19 protein-coding genes are annotated in these 22,108 nt (G+C 35.0%); 1 reads left to right on the top strand and 18 read right to left on the bottom strand.

Going from position 1 to position 22,108, the window contains the following annotated elements; all coding sequences use genetic code 11:
* Positions 1-3: 3 nt before the first annotated feature.
* The 7 genes from IEV85_RS21930 to IEV85_RS21900 all read right to left on the bottom strand — a co-directional run bounded on the left by IEV85_RS21930 (position 4) and on the right by IEV85_RS21900 (position 6,355).
* Positions 4-894 carry a peptidoglycan DD-metalloendopeptidase family protein gene (locus IEV85_RS21930; protein ID WP_188467416.1) on the bottom strand — a complete coding sequence of 297 codons (891 nt, stop codon included), beginning with the start codon at positions 892-894 and terminating at the stop codon, positions 4-6.
* Positions 864-1,775 (bottom strand): HTTM domain-containing protein, encoded by a 912-nt coding sequence (locus tag IEV85_RS21925; protein WP_188467415.1) that lies wholly within the window; start codon positions 1,773-1,775, stop codon positions 864-866. Before IEV85_RS21925 ends, IEV85_RS21930 begins: the two co-directional genes overlap by 31 nt.
* Entirely contained in the window at positions 1,772-2,431 is a 660-nt protein-coding gene (locus IEV85_RS21920) for a hypothetical protein (protein ID WP_188467414.1), read from the bottom strand. Before IEV85_RS21920 ends, IEV85_RS21925 begins: the two co-directional genes overlap by 4 nt.
* A gap of 71 nt (positions 2,432-2,502) precedes the next feature.
* Entirely contained in the window at positions 2,503-2,847 is a 345-nt protein-coding gene (locus IEV85_RS21915; protein WP_188467413.1) for a hypothetical protein, read from the bottom strand.
* 63 nt (positions 2,848-2,910) lie between these two features.
* Complete coding sequence (locus IEV85_RS21910) at positions 2,911-3,138, bottom strand: HTH domain-containing protein (RefSeq protein ID WP_188467412.1); 228 nt, start codon at positions 3,136-3,138, stop codon at positions 2,911-2,913.
* A 149-nt stretch (positions 3,139-3,287) separates the two neighbouring features.
* A complete protein-coding gene (locus IEV85_RS21905; protein ID WP_188467411.1) occupies positions 3,288-4,604 on the bottom strand; it encodes a TldD/PmbA family protein in 1,317 nt (438 codons plus the stop codon).
* Between the two features lie 110 nt (positions 4,605-4,714).
* Entirely contained in the window at positions 4,715-6,355 is a 1,641-nt protein-coding gene (locus IEV85_RS21900; protein WP_188467410.1) for a TldD/PmbA family protein, read from the bottom strand.
* Between the two features lie 121 nt (positions 6,356-6,476).
* On the opposite strand from IEV85_RS21900, the gene dinB reads away from it, so the two are divergent.
* A complete protein-coding gene (dinB, locus tag IEV85_RS21895) occupies positions 6,477-7,556 on the top strand; it encodes a DNA polymerase IV (protein WP_262892164.1) in 1,080 nt (359 codons plus the stop codon).
* 65 nt (positions 7,557-7,621) lie between these two features.
* Here the strand turns inward: dinB and IEV85_RS21890 are convergent, their stop codons facing one another.
* The 11 genes from IEV85_RS21890 to IEV85_RS21840 form a co-directional block, all read right to left on the bottom strand.
* Entirely contained in the window at positions 7,622-8,815 is a 1,194-nt protein-coding gene (locus IEV85_RS21890; RefSeq protein WP_188467409.1) for a DUF4221 family protein, read from the bottom strand.
* 192 nt (positions 8,816-9,007) lie between these two features.
* Positions 9,008-9,226, bottom strand: coding sequence for a hypothetical protein (locus IEV85_RS21885; protein ID WP_188467408.1), 219 nt, complete (start codon positions 9,224-9,226; stop codon positions 9,008-9,010).
* Between the two features lie 12 nt (positions 9,227-9,238).
* Complete coding sequence (locus IEV85_RS21880; protein ID WP_188467407.1) at positions 9,239-9,535, bottom strand: hypothetical protein; 297 nt, start codon at positions 9,533-9,535, stop codon at positions 9,239-9,241.
* Between the two features lie 93 nt (positions 9,536-9,628).
* Positions 9,629-12,715 (bottom strand): efflux RND transporter permease subunit, encoded by a 3,087-nt coding sequence (locus IEV85_RS21875; protein ID WP_188467406.1) that lies wholly within the window; start codon positions 12,713-12,715, stop codon positions 9,629-9,631.
* Positions 12,716-12,740: 25 nt separating this feature from the next.
* Positions 12,741-15,773, bottom strand: coding sequence for an efflux RND transporter permease subunit (locus IEV85_RS21870; protein ID WP_188467405.1), 3,033 nt, complete (start codon positions 15,771-15,773; stop codon positions 12,741-12,743).
* Positions 15,770-16,831 carry an efflux RND transporter periplasmic adaptor subunit gene (locus IEV85_RS21865; RefSeq protein ID WP_188467404.1) on the bottom strand — a complete coding sequence of 354 codons (1,062 nt, stop codon included), beginning with the start codon at positions 16,829-16,831 and terminating at the stop codon, positions 15,770-15,772. The genes IEV85_RS21870 and IEV85_RS21865 overlap by 4 nt, the downstream gene beginning before the upstream one ends.
* Before the next feature lie 118 nt (positions 16,832-16,949).
* A complete protein-coding gene (locus IEV85_RS21860) occupies positions 16,950-17,951 on the bottom strand; it encodes an alpha/beta fold hydrolase (protein ID WP_188467403.1) in 1,002 nt (333 codons plus the stop codon).
* Positions 17,952-18,019: 68 nt separating this feature from the next.
* Positions 18,020-18,373: a DoxX family protein gene (locus IEV85_RS21855; protein ID WP_188467402.1), complete on the bottom strand. Its 354-nt coding sequence runs from the start codon at positions 18,371-18,373 to the stop codon at positions 18,020-18,022.
* A 44-nt stretch (positions 18,374-18,417) separates the two neighbouring features.
* Positions 18,418-18,867: a MarR family winged helix-turn-helix transcriptional regulator gene (locus IEV85_RS21850; protein WP_188467401.1), complete on the bottom strand. Its 450-nt coding sequence runs from the start codon at positions 18,865-18,867 to the stop codon at positions 18,418-18,420.
* 208 nt (positions 18,868-19,075) lie between these two features.
* Positions 19,076-21,580, bottom strand: coding sequence for a PIG-L family deacetylase (locus IEV85_RS21845; protein ID WP_188467400.1), 2,505 nt, complete (start codon positions 21,578-21,580; stop codon positions 19,076-19,078).
* Positions 21,581-21,626: 46 nt separating this feature from the next.
* Complete coding sequence (locus IEV85_RS21840; protein ID WP_188467399.1) at positions 21,627-22,031, bottom strand: hypothetical protein; 405 nt, start codon at positions 22,029-22,031, stop codon at positions 21,627-21,629.
* Positions 22,032-22,108 lie beyond the last annotated feature (77 nt).

Raw genomic sequence — 22,108 nt, 5'->3', positions numbered from 1 at the left:
GTTTTAATGTTGAGCAGTAATAAATTCTCCTTTGCTTATAAATTGTCTCTCAGCATCATCGGTAATAAAAAATGGGATGGGGAGCCCCAGACCAAGGTAAAAATTAGGATGATCCTGTACATGGAAATGTATATGGGGCTCTGTAGAATGACCTGAATTACCACATAAGCCTAAAGTTTGGCCTTCTTTCACAATATCTCCAATATTCACTGTAATGGAGGCCTTTTTAAAATGAGCTAAAAAACTATAGTGTTTTTTACTATGCTCAATAATGAGAAAGTTGCCTCTGAAATCCTTAGTCCAGAAATTTATTTTACCAGGTTGATCATAATCTATTAACCCATCTTTTTTATGAATGATCGTTCCGTCTGCAGGACACAGTACTTTTTTACCGTAGCAATAATAATCTTCAATATCCTGCGCAGATGAACAATAAGACTTACTCTCCTCATCAATCATTACAAAATCATAGGCATAACGTTGGTTGTAGATATTCCATGAATGTGAATCCTCCTTTTTTATACCTCCATTATAAACATACCACTTTCCTTCAAATGGCAGTTTAAATGTGATTCCTTCTGACTTAGCTGCAGCAGCAATATCTTTGTATGATTGGGGAGATGCAATAAAAGACCTGTATAACATTCCCCACATTTGACAAAGCGATTGCCAATAGAGGAACGGGTGATAAACCAACGCAGAAGTAGAAATCCGGGAAGAATGTTTGTTGGAATTCTTCTCCAGAATTTCATAGAGCACATCCAGGAAAATGAAAATTATAATAAATTTAAATGGCTCATAAAATGGGTAGAGGAATATCAAAAAATAAAATACCCTGTATATTTTTAGTTCAACTAAACCCCTCAGATACGATAGAATTTTCCAATTTTCCATTTTCTCCAGTATTTCACAGTTTTAACTTTAGCAAATAAGGTTTCCCATTCTTTATTAGATAGAAACAGGCAGTAGACCATAATGAATACAAATTGGAAATCATAAATCATCATTAGGGAAAAAATGCTTAGATGCAATAAGATACCTGCAATTAATAATGGATATCTGATTTTCTTAATCCATATCAATACTGGAAAATATAGTTCCAGAAATAAGGTACCATAAGTTGTAATTGTTACAAAATATCCATTCTGCGCCAGTTGATTATTAAAAGGAGTCCCCTGAAATCTTTCTAATGATAAGGTATAATAGGAAGCTACCCCATTGAACCACACATCTGAATGTAGTTTAAAAATACCGGAAACAAAATAGGCAAGACACAGATGCATGATAATAGAAAATGCTGCCAGATTTGTAATAAGGTTATTAATTTTATTTTTAGAACCGCCTTTGTAGTGAGTTTGCTGAATACTAAAATAATCAAAGGAATCAGCAAAACACATATAAAGCAAAATAAACTTCATTAGGTTATCTCCTCCGTTTAATACAAGGCCATTCATCCTTTGAAACAGCTCAAATAACAGAAATACAAATAAGATAGTAATCCTTTTGCCTATTCCGAATAGCATAAGCACACATAATACGGAAAAAAATAAGGTTATTTCTACATGAAAGCCTCTGATCCAATCACCTATTTCAATAATTCCTAAAAAGAAAATATTTTCATGCGCTACAAAACTACCTTTGCTGTAAAGAACCTCTCCATTGGCGATATTAAAGAACACTTTTCGAATTAGAAAGATGCTTATAACCACTCTTAGAAGTGCTAATGCATAAGTTCTGTTACTTTTGTTGTATAATTTATTAATATCCGCTGTCATGACTTTTTAATTAAAGGAGATTCAAAAATCTTTGATTGCGTTTTAGAAATCACAGCATCCTTTTGAGACCTGTCAGAAAATGATTTAATGGATTCATTTACAATGTAGAATTTGTAATGGTATTTATTGAGGTCAATATTATTTTTTACTGCTACAATTTCACCATAGTTTGCCAGTGTTTGAATAGCTTTAAGGTAATCTCTATTATTCCAGGTAAACTCCATTAATGGTTGAATAAATTCCTTTTCAGTTGAATCAGGATAATTAAATTCTATTCGCTTTCGCTGATCCACAAGAAAATCATTAAGCTGGATCATGGAGTTATTAAGAATATAGTCCATCACTTCATATCTAGCATTAAAAGGAGCTTCTTTCCTTTTTAATTCTATAATCGGTTTTACCACTTCCAGTACTATAGTATCTGTATTTGACGAATCTTTACTATGGAATGAATAATAAAGTCTGTCATTATGCTTAGGAGGTGGGGCGAAAAATGACCATTTTTGAAATAATGAGGAATTAAAAATTTTTTCGCTTCCAATAAACTGAAGCTTTATATAGTTATCAGGTAAGTTAAAAAAGATAGTGGTCACCCAATAGAAAATAAAAGCCCCAAGAATAGGTATAGTAATTATCTTTAGTTTGTTGAGCTTCATTTTTAATGCGGTTAGATATTAAAAATAGAAAAAGGAAAATCAGGTGACAAAGCTGCCACCTGAAAAGAATGTTAATTCAATTGTGTTAATCGCATATTCTTTTCTGTCTCTAAAGTAAGCGATACTTCTTTCTTTTCTTCCTCTTCACTACCACAGAAAGAACAAACCACCGTATAAGCAACAGCAGATCTTACAGCTGCTTTAGTAACTAAAGCAGCTGCTCTGGCAGTTAAAATAACTGCAGGAGTAGCTGCATAGGTAGCACCATCAGCATTATAAATACTACTTGTGTAAACAATTTCTCCTTCTCCGGCAATTTCATTATTGTCTGGAGCGTAGAGCAGTGCAAGGTTGATTAAACTTACTGCAGCGATTACTAGTGCTGCTAATCCATTTTTGAGTTTTGCATTTAACATAGCTTTATTTTATTTGGTTAAATCATAAAGCTATGTTTAGCCAGTGCAATTTTATTGCACTGTTTAGGAAAAGATTTCTTCAATCAAAAACTCTTCTTCATAGTAATAAGTATTTGTTTTTCTGCAATACTTAATATCTGCACCATGGTCTCTAAAGGTTTCCAAATAAAGGAATAAAGTTCTTCGGGAAATGTTAAGCTTGTTGCTTAGTTCATTTGCCTTACCCGTATTGCCTCTTTTAATAAGTTTATGAAGTAAATTGATTCGCTGGAAGTAATTTAAGTATCTCATAAGTGCAAGATTTTGGTTCAATACTAAAGTAGTAAATCAGTATTTCTAAACCAAAAAATATACACAAGTAATAAAAAAAACAGCGCTCAAAAGAACGCTGTTTTTATCATTTATAACATTTAATAATAAGCTTAATACTAATATAGGTTTTATACAGCATCGGACAAGCTGGTAAAAGTAAAATCACGGATCTTCATTACCGGAATTAAATTACCATCTACTCTTTGCTGTTTTCCTAAAGCCTCCAAATTATTCAACATAATTACAGGGCTTTCATTGAACCTCATATTTTTAATAGGATGCTTAATCTTTCCATTCTCAATATAGAAGGTTCCGTCACGGGTTAAGCCTGTATAAAGTAAAGTTTGAGGATCAACAGTTCTGATGTACCACAACCGGGTAATTAAAATGCCTCTATCAGTACTTTTAATTAGCTCTTCAGTAGTGGCATCCCCTCCTATCATAATTCCATTAGACGGACCAGGAACACATTTCACACCTTGTTTATCTGCCCAATATCTGCTATAGAACATATTTTTAACTACTCCATTTTCTATCCAGCTAACTTTCTCTTGAGGAATACCATCTCCCGACCATGTGCTTGCCGGCACTATCTCATTAAAAGGATCAGAGTAAATAGTAACTCTTTCGTCTACTAATTTTTCGCCTAGCTTCGTTCCACCTCCCTGTTTAGCCAAAAAGCTTCTTCCTTCGTCTGCCTGACGGGCTCCCATGTTATATAACATATTCTGCAACAAATCCGACCCTGCAGCAGGTTCTAAAATAACAGTATATTTTCCCGGCTCAATAGCTTTTGCTTCTCTAGACATAATTGCTTTGTCTAAAGCTGTTTTTGAAGCCTCTGCTGCATTAAACTTTGAAACATCATTGAAATCCCTGGTAACCCAGCCAGATCCTGTTCCATCGTTTGTTCTCATTGTAACAGTAAAGTCCACATTGGAATATTTGTTGTAAGCAAAAAGGCCTTTACTATTCATAATGCTGTAAAAGCCTGCTCCATCTTCCAGAAAGCCAGCTGCTGTTACGTCTTTAGCTTTAGCAGGACCTATACTGCTATTAGCTACCTCCGCCCTAAATTCAGGTGTGATGTCAGCCGTTTTCTGCGAAAATGTTTTAGATTCTTTGAATTCCTGTGGCCCTAAAGGCTCCATAAATTCAGGGTTTTCAGGAGCTAATTTAGCAAGCTCCTCTGCCCTTTTAACCACCTTCCTCAATGAGGCGTCATCAAATTCATTAATAGTTGAGGAGGCCGACCTTTTTCCAAAATTCGCAGTCACACCCAAACTAACATCTTCATTAAAACCACTGGTAGAAACCGTATTTCTTGCATAGCGGATGTTACCCTGACTGCTACCGGATAAGCTGGCTTCAAGGCTATCTGCAGTAGAAAGCTTCATCACTTTCTCTAAAATCTGCTTTGCTTCTTCTTTTGATAATATTGCCATTTTTTTATAAGATTTATAGATAAATAGAATCAAGAATGAAAATCACTAAACATTATGTCACAGGTGCTCCATAAATATTATATCTTCTTATTCCTGAATCTTGTCTTAATTTAAATATTACGTGCGGTATTAATCACATTTACACCATCAAACCTTGTAGTAGAACTTCCATGCGAAACTGCACTAATCTGTGAAGGCTGACCTTTACCGTCAAAAAACGAACCGAAAGTTTTATAATCACTTTCATCGCAAATCTTAGTACAGGAGTTCCAGAATTCCTGTGTGTTAGATTGATATGCCACATCATTAACAGGTCCTTTGATCTTTCCTTTTTCAATTTCGAAGAATAATGTTCCTCCAAACTGAAAATTATAACGTTGCTGATCAATTGAATAAGAACCTCTACCTACAATATAGATCCCTTTCTCTACATCTTTAATCATATCCATTGGTGAGTATTTCTCTTTACCTGGAGTCAATGAAATATTTGACATTCTTTGGAACTGCACATCGTTCCAGCTTTGTGAATAGCAGCATCCGTGTGACTCCTTTTCATCAATGATATGAGCCTGATCACGAATTGCCTGGTAGTTAACTAAGATACCATTTTTAATAATATCCCATTTCTTAGTTTTTACACCTTCATCATCATATCCTACTGCACCTAAAGAACCTTTTTGAGTTTTATCAGCAAAAATATTCACAATGTCGCTACCATATTTAAAATCACCACTTTTCCATTTATCCAGGGTTGCAAAACTAGTTCCCGCATAATTGGCTTCATAACCCAACACCCTGTCCAGCTCCGTAGCATGGCCAACACTTTCGTGGATGGTTAATCCCAGGTGATTAGGGTCAAGCACTAAATCATATTTTCCGGCCTTAATGGAATCTGCAGAAAGCATTTCTTTAGCCTGTTTTCCAGCTAAACCTGCATCCTCAATCATGTCATAGTGATCGTAATAATGCATGGTGCCTCCAGGTCCTTCTTTTTTACTTGACGCTCGGCCATCCATGTATTCAAATCCCATCCCCATAGGTGAGCTCAATGCTTCCCTTGTTTTATATTTACCACTAGCTGAATCAATGGCAGTTACATTGAAGTTTGGCCATATTCTATGAATATCCTGATCAATGTAAGAACCTTCAGTGCTCGCAAAATATTTCTGCTCATTTATAAGGAAAAGCGCACTGTTAACAAAATTGGCACCATTATTTATCGCTTCAGCATTTGCAGAAAGTAATAAATCTACTTTTTCCTTTAAAGGTACTGCTACAGCATTTTTCTCCAGGGGTGTTTTCCAGGAAACATCTCCATAAGAACCCACAGGAGCCAAAATCACAGGCTCAGTTTGGATTTTTGAATTAGCTTTTGCAATAGCAACGGCTGTTTCTGCTGCTTTCTGTATACCTTTTTCACTAACATCTTTAGTAGAGGCAAAGCCCCACGTGCCGTTAGCCAATACCCTGACTCCTACACCAAATGATTCGGTGTTTACTGCATTTTGCAATTTATCTTCACGCGTAAAAATGTACTGGTTCAGATATCGACCAATACGCACATCCGCATAAGATGCTCCATTTCCTTTTGCTGCATTCAAACCAATATTGGCTAAACGCTTCTTTTCAGTCACATCCATGGGTAATTCCAGAAGCCGATTAACATCTACTGCTTTTCCCAGCAGCGGAACTGTTAATAAAGCACCTCCAATTCCCATTCCGGTTAATTGTAAAAAATCTCTTCTCTTCATAGGTTTATTATTCAACTTTGAATGGATTACTCTTTAAATCAGTTATAATTTCTAATTTATATCTTTGTCAAACTAACAGCAATAGTACAAACGGTAATAAGTCATTTTAAACGGAGAATCATTGGAGAACCCAACTTTACGCAAAATTATTCATGTAGATATGGATGCTTTCTTTGCATCTGTGGAGCAAATGGACCATCCTGAATTACGTGGTAAGCCTGTTGCTGTGGGAGGCAACAAAGAGCGTGGTGTAGTAGCAGCTGCAAGTTACGAAGCCAGAAAATTTGGTGTGTTTTCAGCGATGCCTTCCAAAATTGCAGCCTCCAAATGTAAAGATCTTATTTTTGTAAAAGCCCGCTTTGAACGCTATAAAGAGCTTAGTTACCAAATCAGGGAGATTTTTTTCTCTCATACTGATTTAGTAGAGCCTTTAAGCCTGGATGAAGCCTACCTGGATGTTACCCAAAATAAGAAGGGAATAGAAACTGCCACTGAAATAGCGAATGATATTAAAGAAACCATCAAAAGAGAAATAGGTCTTACAGCCTCTGCAGGCATTTCTATCAATAAGTTTTTAGCTAAAATAGCCTCAGATTATCGTAAGCCGGATGGATTGTTTATCATTAAGCCTCATCAGGTAGAGCGGTTTATTGAAGAACTTCCGGTAAAGAAATTCTTTGGAGTGGGGAAAGTAACGGCTGAAAAAATGCATAAAATGGGGATTTTCCATGGTCGCGACTTGAAGGCTAAGTCGTTGGCTGAAATGATTTCTTATTTTGGGAAATCCGGAAAGTATTATTATGAGATTAGCAGGGGAATCGATAACAGAGCAGTTAATCCTAACCGTATCAGGAAATCCGTAGGCGCAGAGAACACCTTCTCAGAAAGCGTTTTTACCAAAGATGAAATAATTGATAAATTATTTCCCATTGCTCATACATGCTGGACAAGATATGATAACAGCAATGCTAAAGCACACACTGTGAATATAAAAGTGAAGTTTGATGACTTTACTCAGATTACCAGAAGCAAAACATTAACCTTGGCTGTAGAAACGGAACAAGTTTTTTTGGATACCATACTTCAGTTAGTGGATGATTTGATAGTATTACAAAAAATCAGGCTGCTGGGCTGCTCACTTTCCAACTTTGAATTTGAAGAAAGCAAAATTGAGGTAAAGCAGTTGACTTTAGGGTTTTAAGTAATCATGAAAATATTCTGTCCAATAAGATGTAAAAACACGTTTGGAACCCTATTAATCTGGGGTCACAAAGAATCCAATTTATACAAATGAAAACCCATTAAATTTTCCCTCTCAGTACTATTATTGATACTGGCTGTAGAAATCAATAAACCGTCTTCTATCACTACCATATTTCTGAAATAAATATCTTTCTCAAGCAGTACTTCTCCTCTATATTTGAATGTAGTATCTGTAATTATTATAGACATCTGTTTATCTTCCAAGTCATTTAATAGGCCTGTAGAAGGATCTTTTATGGGTAATTCAAGGCTGAACACAGAGTAATAAACGTGCCTAAATTCATCGTAGAGAGTGAAATAATAGTCTCCTTTTAAATACTCATATGCTCTTTCTGATTCTACATCCCATGGCTCTATAACTTTTGTATGATATTTACTTTTAACCACAAAAGCTTTGAGAGAGTCTGAATAAATATCATACTTGAATAAAAGTGGAAGTGCAGCAAGTCTTGTAACAATAGAGTTTCTCTGACCTCTATTAAATCTAGAATTATAAAAAGTAGGGGCATATCCAATGTCTATATAACTTTTTGGGAAAAAAGCACCTATTTTTTTTATTTCATTTGTTTTTAAATCAATTGTAGCACCGGTAAGAGAATCGGCTAAAAATTTAGCAGGAAGGAAAGAGTTGTAATTAATTATAGCAACATCATCTTTAACAAAAAACTTGGAAAACATATGCGTCAGTAGTTTATTGGCATAAGTAGCAGGGAAACTATAACTCGCTAAAGTATTACCTTTAAAATCAACAAGAAGCATTTTTAACTGGTTATTCGAGTAAACATAAATAGAATCTCTATTAGCTACATAAAAGCCTGATATATTCCGTAAACCAGTAAATTCATCTTTATCAATCAATACGCGATGTTGCAATGCTTCTTTTTCAATAGAATAAAAATCTATGCTGTTGATAAATTCATTGTTATTTACAAAAAATTCTTCCCCTGTTTCATTATCCTGGTAATAGCCGGAATAAATGCTGAAATTTCTTGAGGTGGAGTCTACAGGGAAATCAATCTCACGAGAATATGTAAGTGTTAAATCTTCCTGAACATCATTCTCCCATTCCATAATTTCCTCCAATGTAGCTTCTCTCAATTCTTCAATAGATACTTGCCCTGAAATAGTTTTATTCTCTTTAGAATAATTACATCCCATTAATAGTAATATCAAAAGATATAAGCACTGTTTTTTCATAGTTTTTAATATTGATAGATAAAGAGACTACTTTAAAAGCTCTTCTAAGGTACATTTTAATTATAGTTTTACTCTAGCTTATATGAAAATTAAAAATATTCCTCTTTAAACTAAAACAGAATATTTGTCTTAATTTTTCTTAGATATAAAACAGCTGTCTCACAGTTTGAGACAGCCATTATTTTATTAAAATCATCCTCCCCCACTACAATTACATCCTGAACCCACACAATTATAAACTCTAGGATCATAGTTCTTGTCGAATTCATCAGCATTACCGACACAAGCGCAACCTTCTTGACAATCTGGATCTTCTAAACCGGGCGGTTCATTTTGAGCTAAAAGGTTAATTGAAAAAATTAAACCCACGGATAAAGATGTTGCTAAAAATATATTTCTGATCTTTTTCATAATTTGAAAATATTAAGTTTGAAATTTATTAATTGAACTTTGCGCATCGTTCATTTTCAAATTAATGAGTTCTCCCTGACATTTCTTGTCAGTTTCGGAATTATTAATAAAAACATAGCTTTTCTTTTGAGGCACAAACTCAATAGTATATTGATCTTGATAGTGGAGCTTTAAATCTTCAATGATTCGGTAAACTTGCCTTTCAGAAATATTCAGTTTTTTTGCAAGTATAGCAGGTTGACCGGTTCGCTCCTTCGTAATTAATTCATTAATAAAAAGGTATCTCTCAAAATGCTTAAGTCCACTCATAAGGTTATGGTTTAATATATTTATTAACAGTTAATAAATATATTAAATAACTCTTAGAAAAGAAATCATTTATCTAGATAATATTATAGTACTCTATTTCTTGATTTTAAAAGCCATTAGAGGAAGCAAAAAAAACACACCTAGCAAGCTTACTATTAGTCCTCCGATTGTCCCCACAGCTAAAGAAAACCAAAACACTTCATTTTGCCCGCCCAATACAAAAGGAACAAGCCCAAAGCAAGTTGAGAAAATAGTGAGTAAGATTGGCATACTTTTATAGCTCACAGCTTTCATAAAATTTCTATTATTTTGGCTTTTTCTGTGTTGAAAATCATATAAAATATAAATACCAGCATTTACAGTGAGTCCACCTAACATAATAAAAGCTGCATACCCCCCCTGGTCAAAGTAAAACTCAAACCAACCAAAAGTTAGAAAGAGCCCTATAAAAGCAATAGGGATTAAAATCAGGATAAAAAAGGGTAATCTAAAGCTTTCAAACAATATGCAGCAGATAAAGAAGATAGCCACAATCAAAATCAGCAATAAACCATATTGCTTTTTAGCTTCATTAAAGCCCCAACTAAAAGTCTTTTTTGCAGCGGAGTATCCTAAAGGTTTCATTTTATCATACTTTGCTAAAACCTCTTTAAGGTATTTATCTCCAAATCTGCCAGAACCATAATATTCAAAAGAAACTGATCTAATATAATTCCTGTCTTCTTTATATATGGCATTGCTGGTGCTTTCTAAAAAGAGTTCACTCACCTCAGCAACAGGAATTCTTTTCTCACTATACATGATACTATTATTATCTAAGGTATATTTATCAAATCTACCTGCTGTTGTCTCCTGCACTTTTACTGGCCACCATTGACCTCCAATTTCGAAGTAGTTATTAAATGAGCCTGCTCTAGCTGCACTCCTTATTCCGTCAGCAAAATCTGAGAGTGAAATTCCTTTTTTTGCCAACAATGCAACATCAGGTACAAGTACATACTCCTCACTTTTTTTATCATTCCAGGAAAGCCTTTCATTTGTGTTAACTTCTTGTATTCTGGGATGCTCTAACAGCATAGCTGCCAATTTCTTTGCCTCTCTTTCTAAATCAAAGTAGTTGTACCCCTTCATTTCTACTCTAAAAGAAGGAATTTGATCAGAGGAACCTGTAGAAAAACCTTGCCCCACTCCATAAATATTCCACTTTACTCCACTCCAGTTAGTACTTCTGGCAGAAAGCCGTGCTTTTAATTGATAAGGCAAACCTCCTAATTCATACGCTTCTTCAAAAACAATTTCTATGGAAGCAAATTGGCCAGATCGTATATTAGTAGTGAAAGTTTGTATACCTTTTTGAGCTAAAAGATAAGATTCAAAATCTTTAATAATAACATTCATCTGTTCCAGGGTGTTGCCATAAGGCAGCTGCGCATTTACATAGAGTCGGGTCTTTTCTTTTTCTCTATAAGAGGATCTTTCGTATACATTCCTTACGAATAAGCGCAAACTTCCTCCCAATAGCTTGTCACTAATTGGTCTAATATCTTCCTGATATAAATCTGATCCAATAGTGTTATTGTACCACTCCTGCCCTTCCCACTTGCTGGGTAACAAAAAAACAGGCAATCCAAATGCTAGCAGAAAAGCTATAAACCACCATTTTCTATAATGAGCATTCCAAGCTATAAATAAATAATAAATTCTAAATAGCTTAACTCTTCTACGCAACCCTTTATAGGACTGCTTTTTTGAACCAGCTGCTTTTTGTTCAAATAACAGCTGATACAAAGCTGGTGTAAAAAATAAAGCTACCAGTAAAGAAACACCTAGTAGAACTGCGACAATTTTGGTGAAATCGATCAAATTATTTTTTTGATCTTCAGGAAGTAAAAAAACAAGCAGTAACGCTGCAATGGTAGTTAAAGATGCAGCAAATAATGCCAAAAAAAGATGCTTGTTTTTATATTTATGTATGTGATCTATCATTACTATGGCATTGTCCACAATGAGGCCAAAAGAAATAGTGAGGCCTGCTAACGAATAGATATGTATTTGAATATCAAACAGCCAGATACCTATGATCGCAAGGCAACAGTTCACTACAATACCACTAAATAAAACTAACAAATAGCGCCAATCTCTATTAATCAAAAATATAAAGCCTATGAGAATAAGAATGGATAATAGCGATCTTTGGTAAAGTTTATCAAGTTCTTTTTCAATAAATTCTGTATCATCAGAAACAAGTCGTAATTCATAACCCGAAGGAAGCAACTCTGTGGCAGAGTTAATTTCACTCTTTAGCAATCTAGCTAATTGAAGTCTGTTTACACCTTCTCTTGCTTCTATGGCCAGTGTAACGAAGTTTTTAGCGTTAATTCTATAATAGCTCTGAGGAGTTTGTTCTTCTGGAATAATCTCCGCCAGATTTTTTAAACGCATGCTTCTCCCCTCACTATTGGTTACATACATTTCCCCCAGCTGTTGTATATTTTTGAATCGTCCATCGAGTAATATCGACAAAAATTGCTGAGAGTTCATCTTAGCCAGCCCAGGGTATCTTAACCCTCCAGCATTACTTAAAGCTCTTTTTAAATCTGCAGGTGTAAAACTATAAGAGCTTAATTTAGTAGAGCTATAATAAATACCCACCTGAAGTGGAGTAGCTCCGTAAATGGGGGTAGCCTTAACTCCTTCCGTGCTTTGAATTTTTTTTAAAATTGATTCTTTTAATACTTCCTCTATTTTAAAAGCTGCTAAAGGTGCGCTTAAGGTATACCTCAATAAGTCTTGTTGCTGATTTTGATCTTGTAATGGACTTATAAAAGGATATGAAACACGCTTAGCTAACTGAGGATAGAGTTGTCTTAGCAAGGCTGCCACTTCAAAGCGTTTATATCCCATATCAGTATTCCTGGAAAATTCTAAAGAAACATTGCCTCCATTATATCTTGAAACAGAGCTTATTTTGTCCAGATCGCGTAATTGGCTCATTACATTCTCAATAGGAGCTGACGCCAATCTTTCAACTTCCTGAGGGCTCGCATCAGCAATTGAATAACTTATTTGCAGGGTATTATCAACCTTCACAGGGTTTAAATTGACACTAAGTTCAGGAATCAATGAAATTCCTAAAATGCTAATTACAATGAACGCTATGATAGAACGGAAAGAAGACAATTTACTAACTTTTAAAAGAGTAAAATCATTGGACAAACTTTCTTTTGACAATGTAATAAACAAGTGGTATTAAAAACAGGGCGGTGCCAGTACCTACGATTAACCCTCCCATTACACTTAAAACTAATGGAGTTTGTAGTTCTGCTCCTAAACCGCCTGCTATTAAAACAGGGCATAGTGCTAAAATAGTGGTAATAGATGTCATCAGTATAGGCTTTAACCTAACTATTCCTGCCAGGTGTATGGCTTCAGTTAACTGAACATTAGATTGAATACCACTACTAAGGTTTCTGTTGATCGTATCAATCTTTAAGATTGCATCATTTACCATTATACCCAACATTACTACCATTCCTATTGCAGACATTATATTTAGGGTTGCTCCTCCTATCCACAAAAACAGAATAGCCCCTGCTATACCAAAAGGTAAAGAAAATATCACAATCAATGGCTGCCAAAAGCTTTCAAATTGAGCAGCGAGAATAAAATACAAAAGGGCTATAGAAATTAGTAAGATAAATAATAAATCCTGCAAGTTTTTTTGATTGGAGAAATATTCCCCCTCTATTTCCGCCAGCAGTCCATTCTCTACAATCCAATTTCTAATTTTACTTAGTTGAAAGGTTGGGTTTTGTTCAAGATTTTCTTCCTTATTGGATGGATTGTAGATCATATTATAGTAAATACCTGAGGCATCAGCTAAAATATGCTTAGGTCTTTGTGCATAATCAATTTTAACAAAAGTACTCAGAGGATAATTGACACCGGAGGAAGTTGTTATTATGTTGTTTGCTATTAATTGAGAAAGGGTCCGATCATGGGACTCCATCAATACAATGGGGGTAACTTTGCTAAATGATTTTAGATTAGTAACGGGGTAATTAGTCAGAATATATTGTAATTTGTTGTAAAGTAGTTCTTGAGGAATATTATATTGTAATAATTTATTATTTAAAATATTGATAACTATGTTGGTCTCTTTTACTAAAGATTTTCCTGCTTCAAAACCTGTCACTGGAAAACTTTGCTGCAAAGAGTCATTGAGATTTTCTTTTGCAGAAGAGGGCAAGCGCCATTTTATATTTATATAAGGGTTACTGGTAGAAAATAGTAATTCAAATGCATTAGGAGCCTCTTCAATATTAACATTTGCTTTAGGGTATTTAGAGTCGATTTCTTTCTTTATGCTAAGAATATTTTTATTCCTGGATTGAGTACTATTAAAATTGAGATAGGCAACTGTTTCCTGAATACTAGCATTAGAAATCTGAAGTAAATAGTCTGCAATACCTATATCAGCATCGCTCTCTAATAAACCATCCTTTGGGTTACCTATGATTTGTTGCGTTCTTCTTATATTTTCCTGAAGGCTTATAGGTTCCTGCCAATTAATTTTTACTATCAGGTCAGTTCTATTAATGCTTGGCATTCCTTGCACTGGTAATTGCATGGCAGCAAAGTAACCAAAGGGTAATATAATAAGCATCACAAAAAAGGCTATAAGTGGTTTGCTAAAAACGGCCTTGTGAATTTTATTAAATTTATTAACTAATATTTTAAAAAAAAGCGAATCAGTCTGGCCCTTAACCTGGAAATTAGAAAAAAAAAGCTTGTATAGTAACGGAAGTAATATGAAAGCTACGCCTAATGAAACTGTAAGAATGATAGCAACTGATAATGCCTGATCGTAAAAGAGGACTCCACTGATGCCATTTAAAAATATTAGAGGAACAAAAACTGCCAAAGTAGTAAGAACAGAGCTTACTAAAGCACCTTTCACCTCAGATACACCCTCTGTACAAGCCACTATAAGCTCTTTTCCCTCTTCTCTCTTTCTATGAATATTCTCTAGTACAATAATAGCATTATCTATTAGCATACCTAAACCTAAAGCCAATCCACTTAAAGAAATTATATTAATTGACAACCCAAAAAAATAAAAGAATAAGAAAGATATGGTAAGTGAGCATGGTAGGCTGATTCCCATGATAAGAGGAAGCTTTGGATTCCCCATAAAAATAAATAGAACAGCAAAGGCAAAAAATCCTCCAAAAAACAAACTACTTAATAGGTTATTTATTCCTGCCTTAAGAAAAATAGATTGATCCTGGGTTGTAGTAAAACTGATGTTTGGGTAATCTTTTTCAAAAACTGATAATGTCTCTTTTACTTTTGGCAATAGCAAAGTCATATCAGTACTACTTTTTTTATGTAGATTTAAAACAATAGAACTATTCCCATTTAAGAGATGACTTCCACTCTCTTTCTTACTAGCAAACCTAACAGAGGCTATTTCTTTTAGCTCTATATAATCTCCATCCTTAATTATAGGTATACTTTCAATACTTTCAGTATCTACCAACCTACTAGCCATACGCAAAAAATACTGATACTGACCATCTTTTACCTGGATACCTCCTAATTCTTGATTAGCATTTTGTATGCTTTGAAGAATATCATCTTCAGTAATTGCATAAATACGCATTCTCTCACTATTTGGCTCTATTTGAATTTCCTCAAAAACTAACCCATTGATATCCACGAGCGAAAGCCCTTCAATCTGCTCAAGACGCTTCCTAAGCACATTTTCTGTTAATTTGGAGGCCTCCAATAAATCTCTATTGTTAGTAGGGGTTACATGTACCCTTACAACAGGTATGTCTGTTGAATTAACCCTAAGCACTTGCGGTCTTTCCATCTCACGCGGAAACTGGTCCATGAGTCGATCAATTTTCTCATTGGCTTCTACATAAGCTAAATCCATTCTGGCACCATATTCAAAACTTATTTTCACCATGCCAGCTTCATTAGAAGCTACTGATTCAATCTTTCTGATATCTTGCATAGTGGCTAAGCTTTGTCTTATTGGCGCTAACACATTCGCTTCAATGGCTTCCGGAGAGGTATTAGGATAATCAACCCTTACAGCAAGCTCAGGTACATCAATGTCAGGCAATAAAGAGACAGGTAATTTCAGGTAAGCTATTACGCTGAAGATTATTAGTGCAGTAAAACTCATAATTACTGCAATCGGCCTGGAAATAATATAACTAGTCATGGTTTTTCTACTTCAACAGGTGCATCATGAGCCAACTGAAGATTATTAGAAGTGATCACTACACTTTTAGGGGAAATCCCCTCCAGTATTTCTAGTTTAACTCCATTATCAACACCCGTCTGAACGTAATTCCATTTAGCTAAGCCTTCTTCAAGCGTAAAAACCACTTCTTTTCCTGAACGGATAACAACAGCATTCTTAGGAACTAACAGCCTTTTACCATTTGGCACCTTTATAGTTGCCTCCGCATTCATACCTAATATGAGCTCTTTCCCTGGAGATGGAAGAATTATCCCAACTTCTACAAGGCCTTTCTCATTAACATTTGGATTAATATAGTTGATATAGCCATACTGAACTTTTTGATGCGCAAAACCGGTAGGCTTAACTTCAACCTTTATACCTTTTGAAAGCAAAAGCGCCTCATTTTCTAACAAAGTAACAATTAAGAGTAAAGGAGACTTTTGGTAAATACTTAACAATTCATCTCCTGAATTAACATACGAACCATTGCTAATTTTCCTGTCATATATAATACCGGAAAATGGTGCCCTTATTTCACTATCTTTAATTTTAAGATTGATTTCTTTTAATGCTAATTCTGCCTCTCTCAGCCCACTGCCTAAACGAAGCCTTACCATGAGTGAATCTTGTTTCAATTTTTGTTTGGATGTTAAAGAAGGAAACCCAAGCAAAACGTTATCAAATTCAAGCTCCGCCTGATTTAATTTCAACTCTGCTTTTTCCCGTTCCAGGAGTAAGTTCTCATTATTAAGTTTCAGAAGAATTTGACCTTTGGAAACCGCATCTCCCATCTCAACAAAAACATTCTCAACTATCCCGCCCCGCTCACACCTCATAACAATAGAGGACGGAGACTGTATTTTACCTACAGAATTTATTAGGTAGTGAAAATCAAGTAAATCAGCTGTATCTATAGCTACTTTTGTGGCAAGGTCATTACTATTAGACGGGAAATCATTAACAGGATTGCTTTCTTCTTTGTGAGGAGTACAAGCAAACAGCACTACTCCTATTAGGACAATTATAAATCTCATACTTAGGTTATAGTTGATCCCTAAAGTAGTAAAAAGAAATTAATTATCAGTAAAATACTGTTTGATTATACTTTTATATCTTCAAAATGTAAATTTGAAGGCAGTATTTAACAAAATCTCAATTAAGTAATAAATTCTGCTCCAAGAAAGCCCAGCTACTATCCTGCACTGCCGTCCAACTATGAGAGCGAAGTGAAGAAGCAATAACGTGATCCCCTGCTTCGGGAAAGGCTATTTGTTTTTTATTTTCAGTGCCCAGTGATTCAAACATCTTATGCATTGCTTTTACAGAAACCACATCATCCTGATGTTCTTCGTCTTTATAATAATAGCCTAAAAATACCGGGCAACTTACTTTCTGATAAGTTTGAGTGTTCATAGTTGCTTTAATCATGGAAAAAAGTGAATAATAAGCATCGTAATGATAAAAAGTTGACCAATAAGCTGCTACTGAATCTGGACGCTCTGTATAAGTGACATCCTTCGTAAAGACAAATTCCATAATTTGACCTGCCCATGGCCCTCTTACCAGGCCTTGTGTACCAACATCAGCAAGCTCAATATAAGGGGAATATAAAACTAAAGCTTCTACAACATCAGGAAATTGCGATGCAATGTACAGAGCCTGAGAAGCACCGGTAGAAGTACCTACAAGAATTAGTTTTCTTCCTAATTTCTTTCCTATCGATACAGCTTCAAAAGCAGAAGCCATATATGCCTCAGCGGTTAACCCTACAAATGCATCTTCTTTTACTAATCCATGTCCTGCAAGCCTTGCTAAATACTGATTAGCATTTAAACTATCGGCAAGAGCCATATTAACAGGGTAGCCTTCTCTGTAAGAGGCACCAAATCCGTGCAGATACACCAGCGCATATTCAGTCATTTCCATCGAGGAATCATGCCAGATTAATCTTGCCTCATTATCAGTTTTGATTTCACCACTTACCACCTCTTTGCTTTCTACATACTTATTCAATTCACTAAGTTCAATATCAATAGGCGGTAACTCATTTGAAAAAACAGGTTGTCTTAATTTAGGCCCCATTATAAATATAGCTATCAGGATAATGACCAGGGATACAAATATTAAACCAACCTTTTTGAGAATCTTTTTCATATACAAATTAAGCAATTATAGAATTGCTAAGATATATCTTTTTCAGGAATGGTCTGATAGGAAAAAATTTATTTAAAAGTTCTGCCTAATACAAAGGCTCCACCGGCAAGGGAGGTATCTTTAAGTACTGACGTAAGCACGTCTGTATTACCATTTAAAAAGGAAGGTAAATGAATGAGTAATACAAATGTTAGTAGCATGATGGCAAGTAGATTACAAACTATGGCAACCTGCTTTTTAATTAAAATACTAATTCCTGCAGCAATTAAAGCTGCTCCGGTAAGGTATACCCAAAAGGTATCTCCTGGAATAAAAGAGGGTACCACATTTTGCAAGCTTCTGGTGTTTACAAAATGAAATACCCCGAAAATAACCATTGGCAAGGCAAATAAAATCCTGCCTGTTTCTTGTAAAATATTCATGATAAAAATATTATATTGGCTAAATAAACCCAATATAATAAATTTTATCCTCTTATTTTATCTAAGGCCAAATTTACCTGTTCTGCATCTTTTTCTGATAAAATCATATTATCATCATGAAAAGTATTTAACTCAGGCTCAATGAGCTTCAAAAGTTTTTGACCTTTTTCAGTGATTACCACATCCACCTGTCTCCTGTCATATAAGCAAGTTGATCTTTCAGCATAATTCTTTTCTACCAGTTTATCTACTAAACGAGATGCATTAGACATCTTGTCCAACATTCTTTCCTGAATGGATGATACGGTAAGAGGGTCAGGATATTTACCTCGTAGTATGCGTAAAACGTTATACTGTGGTGCTGTTATTTTATGTTTTTTAAATATTTTATGTTGTATGGAAGAAATCCAGTTAGCAGTATATATAATATTGAGAATGGCTTTTTGCTTCTCATTTTCAAACTTAAATTGTTTAATTTCTTCTTCTAATTTCATTTCTACTTACTTTAATTAATTAAAAAATTTTCAATGATTTTTACTGAGTTTCAGGGGAGGGTTTCTAAAATATCAACCTTTTTAATTGTAGAAACAGATAGTACATCAGCAATGTCCTTACATTATACACGAAAGTATGTAAAATGTTTATATTTATATGTAACTAATCGACTAATGGCCCTAAATATTTGATGAATATGGATTTATCTTATTTAACACCTACCGGAGCTACTAAATTGGCAAATAATCTGTAAGCTCCAGCCACGCCTTCCGGCAATTCCCTGAAAAAGCTAATACCTGTATAAACAAACTTTCCTTTTCCATAATCGGCTACCAAAAGAGCTCCGTTAAATGTATCATCTCCCGGGTCTGCCCCTGATAATATTGGCTGATACTGCTCATCCCAATTCCCAGGAAAATACAAGCCCCGCTCCTGAACCCAGCCTTCAAAATCCTCCGCTTTTATATCATTCGGGTAATTTAAAACCTGGTGCTTAGGCGCTAAAAAGTCCATCTTTGCTTCTTCAACAGTAATTCTATCTCTCGAAATTTGAAGCGGATATGGCCAAAACTCCTTATCAGGCAAACTATAGCTGGTATTATATTGCACTACATAAGTTCCCCCTGCTTTTGTGTAGGCTAATAATTTTGAATAATTATTTTGTAAAGCCTCATTGGTATTATAAGCTCTGATACCTGCTACTATAGCATCGTATTTTTCTAAATCTGATACTGATACAGCAGCAATATCAATGTATTCTACAGAATATCCCATCGTTTTTAAAGCTTCATCTACTGCATCTCCTGCTCCTTCTATATAACCAATTAGCTGACCTTTTATTTTAACATCTGCTAAAACAACTTTGGATTGTGCTTCTCTTATGATCACCTGATCCGGTATATGATCATATGATATTTTCTGCACTTTTTTATTTATAGTAATACCATTATCTAAAACCAGGGCAGCATTGATAGAAAATTTACCTGTTTCTGTGCCACTCCTTACTTTTATTTTAAAATTTCTGGTTTGATCTTTATCCAAAGAATTAAACCTCAAAGAGTTATCGTTAATAAGCTCCCAACCTGTAGGGATTTTTATTTCCAACTTTCCGGATACATTATTTTTTAAAGCTTTAACACTTACTCCTATTTCCTTAACCTGAGATTGCTCCGTGAAGATAAAGACTTCATCAGAGAAGCTTATTGAAGCTTCAGGCAGTATATAAAAAGGCTGAATTACTTCTCCTTTTATTCTGTCATTACTTTTATGAACTAAAGGGGAATTCAATTCCACTTTCTCTCCATTCACTAACAATGTGATTTGTGCATGAATTGCCGCAGCATTTTCGGGCTGACCTATTTTTTGCTGGTCATTTACTTTGTACAGACCATTCACCTCATCTTCATTTAACCAATAAGGATTGGAATAAGACTGGTCAGATGCTATTTTAACTACTATCTGCTTATTTATTACTTCATCATTCAAGAGTTTAGTTTCAAACTTTTGTTGAAAAGAAACTTTAGGAATAATCACTTTTTCCAGTTGAATATCTACGTCTGAACGATTAACTATCTCTAAATTAATGAGTACACTATCACCCGGAGCAGCGTAATTATTCTCACTATATAACAGATTATAAAAACCACTACTTTCTAAAATCAGTTGATCCACTTGAGAAAGCTTATTAGATTTTACAGCACTTTGCGGTAATTGTTTTAAAAGCTTTTTAAGTTGAATTAGCTGCGGAATAGTTTTTGAAGGCTGTAACGGATTATAGTCAGCAATAGCCTCGTTTACTATGGAAGCTATTTGCTTTCCATTTTTATAGTTGCCCCATCCTGTGGAAATTCCTTCAAAAAGTGCTGAATTTTGCGGGCTTCCCTCCCACTGTTCCAGGTATTCTATTTCCTTGCCACGCTGACCTGATGAGCCAAAGGCCTGCGACTTATGCTGACTTCTGCTTTTGGCTGCAATTTCAGTGTAGGAAGAGCCTAAAACAGGATTGTACTCTCCAACATTTACTTTACTGTATTTTTCCTCAGAAAATTCTTTGTCAAGACTGAAAAACCATGAAGATGTATTCCAATAGAGCTTTTTCGTTTTCCAGGCTTCAACATATTGCAACTGTTCAGGAAAAACTTTAGGGTCTGCAGCTTTGGTAAAAGCTTCTCTTGCTAAAATAGCTGAAGCCGTGTGGTGGCCATGGGTGGTGCCTGGTGTTTCATTAAAACGTGTGATGATTACATCAGGCTGAAAATTCCTGATTACCCACACTACATCGGAAAGAACGGCCTGCTTGTCCCATTTATTAAAGGTTTCTGATGGATTTTTGGAATAACCAAAGTCATTCGCCCTGGTGAAAAACTGATTACCTCCATCTGTTCGCCTGGCGGCCAGCAACTCCTGCGTACGGATTAACCCCAGCGCTTCACTTAATTCCGGCCCTATCACATTCTGGCCACCGTCTCCCCTTGTTAAAGATAAGTAAGCAGTTTCAAATTTTTTACCATTTGCTAAATAGCTTATCAAACGGGTGTTTTCATCATCAGGATGGGCTGCAATGTAAAGCACCCGTGTGGTGTTTTGTAGTTTCTGAAGTTCATGTAAAATATCTGAAGAGGAGTATTCCTGCTCATATTGCCCTTTCGATAAGCTAACAGATATTAAAGAAAATAATAAAACTAATGATGCTTTTAATAATCGTGTAATCATGCTACAATTTTAAATCTTCCCTTATAAAATTAAAGACAAATACTAGTTAACGGTCGTTTTGTGATTTGAATGCAGCTGCGGTGATAAAAATGAGCGGAACTGCCCATATCAAATCATTCATTAACAAATGAAAAATAAATTTCTTAGTCACTACTGAATCCATAATCAATAGGTAAACTATAAGCCCCCCTAAAGATTTACCTAACAGTGCCACAATTAATAGAAACCGATATTTAAGCGGATAAAGTGCAGCCATTAGCATAAAAACACCTATAATAGCTACTCCTATGGCTTGATAGGTAACCCATTTATTAATTTGCTGAGCTCCTTCAGTAATCCATTTAATGTAACTACCAGGTAAATAAAACAGAAAGATAGCCCAGGCAATATTATAAACAGAACCAATTAGTAAAAACCCTCTCATCCAGGGTTGTACCTTGTTATTTCCCATAATTTGAATAATGTATTTAATTGACCTCTCAAATGTAAACCATCATACACTTATTACCTATTTGAGAACAGGCTAAA

The organism is Marivirga lumbricoides, assembly GCF_014636295.1.
Taxonomy (GTDB): Bacteria; Bacteroidota; Bacteroidia; order Cytophagales; family Cyclobacteriaceae; genus Marivirga; species Marivirga lumbricoides.
Note: the sequence above shows the minus strand (reverse complement) of the source record. Positions and strands in the feature narration are given on the sequence as shown.